Annotated in this window: 8 protein-coding genes; 4 read left to right on the top strand and 4 right to left on the bottom strand. The window is 65.0% G+C overall.

Annotation, left to right across the window (positions count from 1 at the left end):
- Positions 1–87: 87 nt before the first annotated feature.
- From ASD75_RS03160 to ASD75_RS23045, 4 genes are read right to left on the bottom strand one after another with little or no spacing between them, the layout of a single operon-like run.
- Positions 88–873 (bottom strand): type II CAAX prenyl endopeptidase Rce1 family protein, encoded by a 786-nt coding sequence (locus tag ASD75_RS03160; protein ID WP_056743252.1) that lies wholly within the window; start codon positions 871–873, stop codon positions 88–90.
- A 14-nt stretch (positions 874–887) separates the two neighbouring features.
- A complete protein-coding gene (locus tag ASD75_RS03155) occupies positions 888–2285 on the bottom strand; it encodes an aminopeptidase P N-terminal domain-containing protein (RefSeq protein ID WP_056743031.1) in 1398 nt (465 codons plus the stop codon).
- Positions 2282–3067, bottom strand: a complete 786-nt coding sequence (locus tag ASD75_RS03150; RefSeq protein WP_056743029.1) for a nucleotidyltransferase family protein — start codon at positions 3065–3067, stop codon at positions 2282–2284. The genes ASD75_RS03155 and ASD75_RS03150 overlap by 4 nt, the downstream gene beginning before the upstream one ends.
- The gene (locus tag ASD75_RS23045; RefSeq protein WP_082564865.1) at positions 3064–3456 is read right to left on the bottom strand and encodes an S-adenosylmethionine decarboxylase family protein; all 393 of its coding nucleotides are present in this window, start codon (positions 3454–3456) and stop codon (positions 3064–3066) included. Before ASD75_RS23045 ends, ASD75_RS03150 begins: the two co-directional genes overlap by 4 nt.
- Before the next feature lie 156 nt (positions 3457–3612).
- Between ASD75_RS23045 and ASD75_RS03145 the strand changes: the two genes are divergently transcribed.
- The 4 genes from ASD75_RS03145 to ASD75_RS03130 all read left to right on the top strand — a co-directional run bounded on the left by ASD75_RS03145 (position 3613) and on the right by ASD75_RS03130 (position 11429).
- The gene (locus ASD75_RS03145; protein WP_056743027.1) at positions 3613–4701 is read left to right on the top strand and encodes a hypothetical protein; all 1089 of its coding nucleotides are present in this window, start codon (positions 3613–3615) and stop codon (positions 4699–4701) included.
- A 118-nt stretch (positions 4702–4819) separates the two neighbouring features.
- Entirely contained in the window at positions 4820–5881 is a 1062-nt protein-coding gene (locus tag ASD75_RS03140) for an AraC family transcriptional regulator (protein WP_235511527.1), read from the top strand.
- Between the two features lie 99 nt (positions 5882–5980).
- A complete protein-coding gene (locus tag ASD75_RS03135; protein ID WP_056743025.1) occupies positions 5981–8899 on the top strand; it encodes an IPTL-CTERM sorting domain-containing protein in 2919 nt (972 codons plus the stop codon).
- Between the two features lie 151 nt (positions 8900–9050).
- Entirely contained in the window at positions 9051–11429 is a 2379-nt protein-coding gene (locus ASD75_RS03130) for a glycosyl hydrolase family 18 protein (RefSeq protein ID WP_056743023.1), read from the top strand.
- Positions 11430–11457 lie beyond the last annotated feature (28 nt).

The raw sequence follows: 11457 nt of genomic DNA, 5'->3' as shown, positions 1-11457 counted from the left end.
GTCGTTGGGGATGCAATCGAGTTTCAATTCTCACACGAAGCGGTTACATGCGAGTTACCCCGTGCAGCGGCACCGTTACTCGGCCTCTCAGAGCAGCGGAGATGACAGCAGATGTGCCAGCACGTGCGCAATGACCGCTGCCTCCAGGCCGTGGCGCGCATAGAGCCAGCCCGCCACCAGACCAAAGGCCGTGTTGCCCACCAGCACGAATGCCACCACGGGCACGGTCAACACCCCGGCCAGCGCCTGCGCGGCAGGCAGATGCCCCACGGCAAACAACACAGCGCTGAGCACCACCGCCGCAGCCACCAGCCCCTTGCCGGGCCGCCCCTGACCACGCTGCAGCAGGCGCCAGCCCAGCCACAGCAGCAGGGTCATCACACCCCAGCGCACCAGCAGCTCTTCGGTGATGCCGCCATACAGCAGCTTGACCGCCAATGGCATGGCACTGGCAGGATCGGAGGGCTGCAGCGCCGTGGGCGCCAGCCGGGACAGCACCCATAGCCACGCAGCGCCCGCCACACCACCGCAGACTCCGGGCAGGAGTTGGCCCCGCAGCGCGGGCCCTGCGGGCCGGCTGGCCAGCCAGGAAGACATGGCGGGCGCCTGCAGGCCCACGCGAGGCGCCAGCCAGACCCCGAGCGCCACGGCCAACGCCAGGAGCACCGCCGTCTGCAACCCGCTGAGCACCAGCACGACCTCCGGTGGCAGCGGCAGCAGGGCTTCATTGGCCTTCAGGGTGGGCAGCAGCGCCCAGACCACCGCCACCACGCCGGGCATGCCCAGCAGCCACAGCGCACCGCCCAGCCGCCACTTGTCGGGTTGCGCCGGAGCGCGAGCCGCGTCTGCCCCGGCAGTGTTGTCCACGGCCATGGTTTTGCCCACGCTCAGGCGCGCATCAGCGCTTCGATCTCGTCGGCCTTCACCGGGACACCGCGCGTGATCAGCTCACAACCCGTCTCGGTGACGATGGCATCGTCTTCGATGCGGATGCCGATGTTGTGGAACTGCTCGGGCACGCCGTCGGCGGGGCGCACGTAGATGCCGGGCTCGATGGTCAGCACCATGCCGGGCCGCAGGATGCGGCTGGGGCGATTGGTGATCGTTTCGCCCGAGAGCGGGTCTTTGCGTTCGCTGGTCTGCCCCACCTCGCCGGGCTCCACATAGCTGCCGCAGTCGTGCACGTCCATGCCCAGCCAGTGGCTGGTGCGGTGCATGTAGAACTGGAAGTAGGCGCGCTTGTCGATCACGTCCTGCGCGGTGCCCACCTTGTTCTTGTCGAGCAGGCCCAGGTCCAGCATGCCCTGCGCCAGCACGGCCACCGTGGCGTCGTGCGGGTCGTTGAAGCGGGCACCCGCCTTGGTGGCAGCCACGGCCGCGTCCTGGCTGGCCAGCACCAGGTCGTACAGCGCACGCTGTGGGCCCGTGAATTTTCCGTTGGCGGGGAAGGTGCGGGTGATGTCGCTGGCGTAGCTGTCCAGCTCGCAGCCCGCGTCGATCAGCACCAGCTCGCCATCGCGCACCGGGGCTGCATCGGCGCGGTAGTGCAGCACGCAGGCGTTGGCACCGGCGGCCACGATGGAGCTGTAGGCCGGGTACTGCGAGCCCGCATCGCGGAACGCATGCAGCAGCTCGGCATCCAGGTGGTATTCACGCACATCCTCCCCGGCGCGCAGCATGCGGGCCGAGCGCTGCATGGCGCGGATGTGGGCCTGCGCACTGATGGCGCTGGCACGGCGCATGATGTCCTGCTCGTGCGCGTCCTTGAACAGGCGCATCTCGTCGAGCAGCGTGCACAAATCGTTCTGCTCGGCAGGGCAGATGGCGCCGTAGCGCACGCGCCCCCGCACCACATTGAGCCAGCCCTCCACGCGCGCGGCCAGGCCGATGTGCGTGGCAAACGGGTACCAGACGCAGGCCGTGTTTTCGAGCAGGCGTGGCAGTTTGCTGTCCAGTTCGGCCATCGAATGCGCGGCGTCCACCCCCAAGGCCGCAGGCGCAGCAGCCGGGCCCAGGCGGTAGCCGTCCCAGATCTCACGCTCCAGGTCCTTGGGCTGGCAGAACAGCGTGCTGCGGCCATCGTTCGCCAGCACCATGCAGGCGCCAGGCTCGGTAAAGCCTGTCAGGTAATAGAAGTAGCTGTCGTGGCGGAACAGAAAGTCGCTGTCCCGGTTGCGCGGACGCTCCAGCGCCGTAGGAATGATGGCAATGCCGCCGGGGCCCAGCTGGGCAGCCAGGTGCGCGCGGCGCTGGGCATAGACGGAGACAGGCACGGTGGTGTTCATGGCGCGTCGTGAGAATAGGAATTGAGTTCGGCCAGCCGCTCTGGCGTGCCCACATCGGTCCAGCGGCCGGTGTAGAGCTGCGCACTGACGCGGCCATTGTCCATCGCCCGGCGCAGCAGCGGCGCCAGCGGGGCTTTGATGCCGCCCGGATTGCCAGGCGGAATGTCACACCAGGGCCCTGCAAACAGCTCGGCGCGCAGCAGGGCGATGGTGCTGTAGGTGTAACGCGGTGCGGGGTCGTCGGCGGGTAGGTTCAGCGCCAGGCCGTCGGCCGACAGGCCAAAGTCGCCACGCGGGTTGTGGGTGGGGTTGGGCACCAGCCACAGGTGGGCCAGATGGTCGCTGGCCTCGAAGGCAGCCACCGCTGCGCTGTCGAACACGAAATCGGGCGCAAACACATCGCCTGCGGCCAGCCAGAACACCGGGCCAAGCTGCGGCAATGCACGGGCGATACCGCCAGCGGTTTCCAGCGCGCCACCAAAGTCCACCCCTTCGTGGGAGTATGAAATTGATAGCTGCTCAGGCATATTTTTCCTGCGCTTGGAGGCAAAAATGCTAGAAAAATGCGCACTGATCTGTCCACCCAGCCATGCGGTGTTGATCACCGCCCGCTCCACACCTGCGTCCAGCAAAGCCTGCAGGTGCCACTGCAGCAGTGGCTGGCCCTGCACCTGCAGCAGCGGCTTGGGCATGCTGTCGGTCAACGGGCGCATGCGCTCGCCCCGGCCTGCGGCCAGCAGCAATGCGGGGACTTGGGAAGATACGTGTACCCCAGGATTCATGGCGTACGTTCTTGCACAACGGCGCCGCGCTGCAGCGCGTTGCGCTCGGCGGCAACAGGGTCAAAAAGTGCCAGCAAAGCATTCATCAGCGCATGCGCTTTTCCCGAGTGGTCCGCACCAAAATTGCAGACATAGACGTCGAGGGTGACCGCCCGCTGCTCCGGCCAAGTGTGGACACACAAGTGGGACTCTGCCAATAACACCGTGGCAGTGACTCCTCCAGGCCCATGCCCCGTGGAAGGAAACGCATGAACAAGCTGGGCAACCGCCTGCAGCCCCGATGCCTGCACCGCCACGGTGCAGGCGCGGCCCAGTGCGTCCGCGTCCAGCAGCCAGTGGGGCGCGCATCGGCAGCCATGAAGATCGGCAGTGAGGTGCAATCCGTGCATGGGGGTGCACTGTAGTGCATCGGCGGGCGGGTCGCGGCCGGCTTGGCGCAAGCGCGCAACCGCACAAAGAGCTTCAATTTTCTGCCAACCGGATCGCGCCAACCAGTTTCGGGCTGCCGATAATGCCCGCTTAGCCTTTGCACAGATCCCAGCCCAATGCGCCCGCAGGCCATCAGCACTCCCAAAACCGTCGCCTCGCAGCAGCGGCTCTGGCAACAGCTCGACATGCTCTGCGACCTGGGCCTAGGGCTTGCGCCGGTCGCACCTGACGTCTGCGCGGTGTTGCGCACGCTGGTCGGAGCCGACGCCGCAGCGCTTTTCTGGCTGGACGAAGACGGCCTTCCTGCAGGGTTTCACCACGAGGACTCACCCGCATCCACGCAGGATCTGTTTCTCAACGAATACCTGCGTCTGTTCAACGGCCCCGGGGAAACGAACGTGCTGGAACTTGCCAAGACCGACGGCCCTCGGGTCGGTCGACTCCTGGCCCCGGGGGCAAGGTACTTTCGGTCCAACAGCTACAACCTTCTGGTGCGCGCCAGCGGCCACCAACATACGCTGGATCTTCGCGTCGAGGTGGAGGGCCGCACACGCGCCATTGCGGCGCTGTTTCTGGAGCCTGGCCCCGGTTTTAGCGATGCCCAGGCCAGGATGCTGGAGCGTGCCTGCATCAGCCTGTCACGGGCTTTTAAGCCCACCTCGCTCATCACCCGCTGGGAAACCGGGCGGTTCGGTGCCACAGGCCATATCCTGCTGGATGCCGCCGATCAGCGCCCCCTGCTGATGGATGCGGCCGCCACCGAGCTGCTGCGTCAAGCCAACCTGGCCGGACTCGGCGTGCGCGATGACTCGCGATCAAGCCGGCCGCAAAACTTGCCGCAGGATCTGTTGCAGCGTTTGGGCTTGCCACAGGAGGGCACATCGCGCGTGCCCGTTCCACACGGCTGGCTGGTGGCCAAAGCGCACGAACTGCACTCTCTGGCAGGGGGGGCCGGCCAGGTCATTCTGACGCTTCAACTGGAGCACTCCCGCTGCATTGATGTGGTGCGTCGCGTCCTTGCTTTGCCACTCAGTCCGTTGCAACGCGAAATCGCACTATTGGCGGGTATCGGCCACGCGCGCAGCGAGTGCATGGAACGTACAGGCGTAGGCGCGGCAGCGCTCAAGAAGCATCTGCGGGCCATCTTCGAAGTCACCGGCGCCGCCGACTGGGAGAGCCTGGGCCGGATTCTGCAGCAGCACTAGCAGCAGTTGGGTCGCAACGCCATTCCCCCCCGGGGGACTGGTACACACCGCCACCGCCCCACACAATCGCGCTCCCTGGGGTGCATGCACGCACCCAATCCTATTCAATGGAGCCCCCATGAGAGATGCCGCATGGCCCCTTCAGGCGCGTGCAGAATCCCCCGCCCCCATCGTCGGCAATCCGACCCACAACGTCACCGACCAGGCACGCCCAGCCTTGGCGCCCACGAACCGATCCCATGAGGCGATGGTCAACAGCCTCACGTTCGAACCCTTTCTGCATTTTCAGTTTCAATGTGACTCGCCTCTTCACGTGGAGATCACCAGCCGCAGCCGCTCGCCGCTGTACATCGTGGGTAGCGAGGGTTGCCGGCTGTGTTGGGAGAACAACGCCCCGCTGGCCCTGAATGCGGGAGACGTCGTGTTTTTGCCGCACGCAGGGCGCCACCGCATCTATACCGATGAGCGTGCACCACTGCAGCAATTTTCTGACCTGGTGGGCCAGGGCTTAAAGCGACGCGGCAAATCCTTTGACATCGTGATGGGGCACGCGGCGAACGCACCACCATCGGCGGACGAGCGCTGGAGCGGCAGTTTCTACTGGCGCTCTGATCTCTCTGCCCATCCACTGATGGCCTCGTTGCCGCCCGTCCTCGTATTGGCAAAGGCGGATGCGATGACCTGGCTCCCCACCATGACGCAACTGGTCGCGTGGATGGCCGACATTCGGGGAGGTGGCAATGGCGTCGGGCTCACGCATGTCATGAATTCACTCATGCAGCGGCTGGTGCTCGCGTGGTTGAACGATCCTCGGCGTGCAGTGCAGAGCCCAGCCAGAGACGTCACCCCCCTGCGGGACGAGCGCCTTCTGGTCGCGCTGGAGAGCATCCATACCCGCTGCGCCCAGCCCTGGACAGCCAGCTCGCTGGCCGCGCTGTGCCACATGAGCAGAACGCAGTTCACCCAGCGATTTCAGGCGCAGACGGGGCTTCCGCCCATGCGCTACCTGGCGCGGTGGCGACTGCACCTGGCGGAGCGCTTGCTCAAAGAGCAGCGCCTCACCTTGCAGCAAGTGGCCGATGCCGTGGGGTATTCCACAGGCGCGATCCTCGCGCGCGCCTACAAGCGAGAGCGCGGTGTCACGCCCGGTGCCGACGCCCCACCGAACAGTCGGCTGTGAATTTGCGCTGAACGGCTGTCGCCGCCATGGCCTCTTTTCTAAAGAATTCACCACGGGCCCGTAGCGGGCCCATTTTGTTTTCTTTGGAAGGGATTTCGCATGACAGATACCGCACTGGCCGCGAATACGCGGCGCGTGCTGAGGGCCGCCGCCCTTTGGCTGGGAGTGACCAGCGCGGCCGTGGCCAGCGCTGCAGGGTGGCAACCAGCGGTCAGCTTCGCCACCGCACGCTATGAGCACACCGCCACCGAGATGAATGATGGCCGCGTGCTCGTGGCCGGAGGGCGCAGTGGCAGCGCCACCAACGCGAGCACCCAGATCTATGACACGGGCACCGGCAAATGGACTGCCGGGCCGACACTGCTCAGCGGGGCCCGCTCTCGCCACACAGCAACGTTGCTGCGCAACGGTACGGTATTGCTTGCGGGCGGAAGCAACGGAAACGTTTCGCAGACATCGGCCGCAATCTTCGATTCACAAGTGGGCCAGTTCACCACGGTAGGCTCCCTGAGCGTAGAACGTGAGTACCACACCGCCACGCTGCTCAAGGATGGGCGCGTGCTCATCGTCGGCGGCCGAGGGAAATCTGGCGCTGAAGCGCGGCGATCGGCAGAAATCTATGACCCCGAGACGCAGAGCTGGGATTCCATCGCACAAATGCCGGGCCAAGGCGCGCGCCAGCACACAGCCACGCTGCTGAATGACGGACGCGTGCTCGTGGTCGGAGGTATCGACAACGGCCAGTCCTCCACCAAAGCGGTGGCAATCTGGAACCCATCGACCGGCACGTGGGCCTCCGTGGCAGCGCTGCCGTCACCTCGCTTTGACCACACTGCGACCCTGCTCCCCGATGGAAAAGTGTTCTTAGCCGGTGGCAATGATGCAAGCGGTGCGCTGGCCAGCACCTTGCTGTACGACCCCGCCGCCGACACCTGGACTCCCTCGGCAACGCTGAACGCTTCTCGCACCCGGCATACCGCGGCCCTGCTGCCCGACGGACGAGTACTGCTCAGCGGGGGCGAGGCGGGAGGAATACCCATCGACACGGCTGAGATTTACAACCCACCATCGGGTTCGATCAACGTTTTTTCACCCATGATCGCAGCGCGCAGCATGCATACCGCATTGGTGCTGCATACCGGCGATGTGCTCATGATCGGCGGCCAGGGTGGTGCCGGGGCTCTCGACAGCGCTGAGTTGTTTAGCGCAGATACGCTGGCGCCCGCCGCGACTGGCCCGTTGCCCGCACTGCGGGCTTATCACAAAGCCACTGCACTGCCCGACGGCACTGTACTTATCGCTGGTGGTCTCATTCCCAACGGTGGTTCCAACCAGCCCTCCAACACTGCGCTGCGTTACCACTTCGCCAGTGGCCAGTTTCAAGCGGCTGCACCGATGGCAAAGGCACGGCAGTACCACACGCAAACCCTGCTGACCGATGGTCGCGTATTAGTGGTGGGGGGCGCATATTCCCTCGACGATGTCGAACTGTACGACCCTACATCCAATCGGTGGTCCACAGCTCCTTCGCTCACCCACGGACGGTATGTGCACACGTCCACTTTGCTGCCAGGTGGCGACGTTTTTGTGGCAGGAGGAACCAACAACGGCGGTGTGGGAGAGGCGGAAATTTACAGCGTAGCGACCAACCAATGGCTGTCCGCAGGGTCCATGTTGACGCCGCGCAATGGGCACACGGCGACCCTGCTGCGCGACGGACGCGTCATGCTGGTGGGCGGAGACGCGGTGAACGGGCAAACCACCGCTACGGTGGAGTTCTACACCCCCCGCACGGGTGCCTGGACATCAGGCCCAAGTATGCAAGGTGCGCGGAGCCAGCACACGGCAACGCTGCTATCGGACGGCCGGGTTTTGGTGGCAGGAGGCACAGCCAACTTCACCTACCTGAACAGCGCTGAAATATTTGACCCCGCGACGAACGCCTGGCAACCCACCAGCGACCTACAGCAAAAGCGCGTTGTCCACACGGCAACGCTCCTGAGCGATGGCCGCGTTCTGGTCACCGGCGGTATGTACAACGGGGCTGGCATAGGGTCAGCGGAGGTTTACGACCCAGGTGCCGGAACCTGGCGGACTGCTGGCCCATTGCCCCAGGGGAGAAACCACCACACCGCGACTGTGCTGGCGAATGGACAGGTACTGATCGCAGGCGGTCTGGCCAACGGCGCTGCCACAGCACTGCTCTACGGTGGAAAACTGGGTGTTTCGGATGCGCGTCGCCCGCGCATCACAACGGCGCCGGCACAGGTTGCGCATGGCTCGGCGATGCAATTGGGCGGACTGCGTTTTACGGGCGACAGCGAAGGCAGCGGCGGCGGTTTCAGTCAATCTGCCACCAACGTGCCCCTGGTGCGCATGCAGCGCGTAGACAACGGGGACGTCCGTTGGCTCGCAGCAGAGAGCTCCAACGCCACCACCTTCACTGGGCGCCCCATGCCGTCGGGGGTCACTGCGGGCTTGTATCAGCTCACGCTGTTCGCCAACGGCATGGCATCCGATGCGGTCACTCTGCGCGTGCTGGCCGGGGGAGCACCCAACGCGCCCACCAATGTCAGCGCCACCCCTGGCGATGGCCGGGTTACGGTGTCCTGGCAACCCCCCGTGGGGGGCACCCCGCCCACGTCATACACAGTGACCGCCCAACCTGGCGGCGCGAGTTGCACCGTGCAGGCACCTGCCACCTCGTGCACCGTGACGGGCCTGACCAACGGCACGGCGTACACCTTCACGGTGACCGCCAACACCGCGGGCGGCAACGCATCAGCACCTCCGTCGGCCGCCGTCACGCCAGTACCCGGCGCGGTGGGTGGTGTGCAAAACATTCCCACATTGTCTGAATGGGGCTTGATTCTGCTGTCAGTGCTGATCGCCGGTATGGCGCTGCTTCAGAGTGGTCGCATGCGCTTTTTGTTGGACGGCTCGGCACCACTGTGCCCCGCAGTGCGAGCAAGGATCGCAGGGCGCACAGCGGGCAGCGTCAAGAACGACTTGCCATGACTGGCTGACGCATGCTCATACATCTATAGAAATGGCTCTCAGCGCTTGTCAATCAAGCGCTGGTTGCTCACTTTTTTACTCCAAAACGGCTGCGAGCCACTGCCGCGGCGATGTCTCCACATATTTCACGCACCAAGACAACAGGACAACCATGCCACACGACGCTGCAGCCAGACCACACTTCGCACCTCGGGTGCGTGCCATAGCAGCTGGTCTGCTCCTGGCGAGCACCCAGGCGCTCGCGCTCGATTGCGCGCCCGGCCAGTGGCTGGCGGAATACTTCCCCAACACCAGCCTGTCCGGGGCCGCCGTGCTGGCCCGGTGCGAAAAGGGCCCCATCGACTACTACTGGATGACCAACAGCCCCGACGCGCGCCTGCCGGTGGACGCGTTCTCAGCCCGCTGGACGGCAAGCCTGCCGTTCGCCGCTGGAGCCGCCAAGTTCACCACCTTCACAGATGACGGAGTGCGCCTGTACGTCGATGGGAAACGGATCATCAACCACTGGGCTCGGCACAGCATCGCGATGGACTCCGCATCCCTGCGGCTGACGGAAGGCCATCACACCGTGCGCATGGAGTATTTTGAGGCCGGGGGCGAAGGGCTGGCGCAGCTCTTCATTGAGGGGTTGACGCCCACCACAACGCCCCCGCCCCCACCAGAACCCCCACGCATCCGCGCATTCACGGCCCAGCCAGAAGCCATTGATATGGGGGGCAGCAGCATCCTGACATGGACCACCGAAAACACCGTCGCATGCGCCGCCAGCGGCGGCTGGACCGGCGAACAGGCCACCAACGGCGGTGCCACCGTGCGGCCTGCCGCAACCACCACCTATGGTCTGAGTTGCCGCAATGCGGCGGGTGCCACGGCCAGCGCATCCACCACCGTCACGGTGCGCAAGACGCCGCCACCGCCCGTCACGATCAGCCTGACGGCCACGCCGCCCCGCATTACCGCAGGCCAGAGCGCGCGACTGGCCTGGCAGGTGAACAACGCAGCGGGCTGCGCCGCGTCGGGCGGATGGAGCGGCCCGCGCGCCACAGAAGGCAGCGAACTGGTAGGTCCCACCACAAACACCGCCTACACCCTGACCTGTACCGACAGCGCCGGCAAGAGCACCACGGCCACCGCGCAGGTTACGGTAGAGGCCAGTAACCCGCTTCCCCCGGTCAGCGGGGTAAGTGCGACGGTTTCCGCCCGCGGGGTGAGTCTGGCTTGGGACCCGGTGGCCCGCAGCGGCAAGTGGGTCAACGGCTACTACGCAGGTTGGTTCTGGGAGACCTATCCACCCGAAGCCGTGGACATGAGCACGATGACACACTTCGTTTTCGGACGCTACGCACCAGCGCTCGGGTCCCTCCCAGGCGGCCGGGCGGGTGATCTGCTCGAAGGAGCGGGTGGAGGGCACTCGCCAGAGGTGGAGAGTGCGCTGATCGCCAAGGCCCATGCTGCGGGGGTTAAGGCGGTGATGATGGTAGGGGGCGATAGTGACGGCCCCGGATTTCTGGCCGCCACCGCTGACCCCACGGTTCGTGCACGTTTCATCCAGAACATTCTGAACAAGGCCGTACAGAAAAACTACGACGGCGTGGACATCGACTGGGAAGAAAACCTGGACACGGCCACCTCACGCGCCCAGGCCCTGGCACTTCTGCGTGAATTACGTGTCGCATCCGCGCAAAGGGTCCGATACCAAGCACCCAACGCGCCACTGGAACTAAGCTGGCCTGGTTTCTGGGTCAACCAGAACCAGTCCGACATCACGCCCTGGCACGTCGAAGTGGCAGCCGCAGTCGATCGCTTCAATTTGATGACTTACAGCATGGCGGGCGACTGGGGCTGGCTGTCATGGCACCACTCCCCTTTGTTCGGAGCAGGTGAACTACATCCAACGTCGATCCAATCGACGGTCCAGGCCTACCTTGACGCAGGCGTGCCACGCTCCAAGCTGGGCATCGGCATCGGTTTGTATGGCGCCTACTACAACAAGCCTGTCACCGGACCGCGCCAGAGCATGAATGGCATGCAAGGCTGGATGAACAATGGCGACTGGGAAAACAACTACCAGCGCCTGGTTCAAGACAACGCCTTCGGCCGGACGGGCGCCACCTACCATTGGGATGACGTGGCAAAACAGAGCTATATCACCTACTCCCCGCCGTGGAATCGCGGCCCTAACACGCCAGTGACCTACCTGAGCTTCGAAGACGAGCGCTCCATCGCTGCCAAAGGCCAGTGGGTGCGTGAGCAAGGCTTGGGCGGCACCCTGGTGTGGACCATCAACTACGGGTATTTGCCGCAATCCAGCAGCAATCCGCAGATGCAGGCGGTCAAGCAGGCGTTCATCGCGTCCGGGGCTGCAGGCTATCGGGTCTACAGAGATGGCGTGCTGATCGCCACCGTCAGCGGAATCACCTTTACAGACACCGCTGCTCCGCGTGGTCATCGGGGTTACCAGGTCAGCATGCTGGACGCGGCAGGCAACGAAGGCCCGCTGTCCGCGCCAGTGTTTGTGCAGGTCCCCTGAAAAGCCGCACGGAGCCGCTGCACCGTAC

The organism is Acidovorax sp. Root568 (assembly GCF_001427445.1).
Lineage (GTDB): Bacteria > Pseudomonadota > Gammaproteobacteria > Burkholderiales > Burkholderiaceae_C > Acidovorax > Acidovorax delafieldii.
This window is presented reverse-complemented; position numbering and strand designations above follow the sequence as displayed.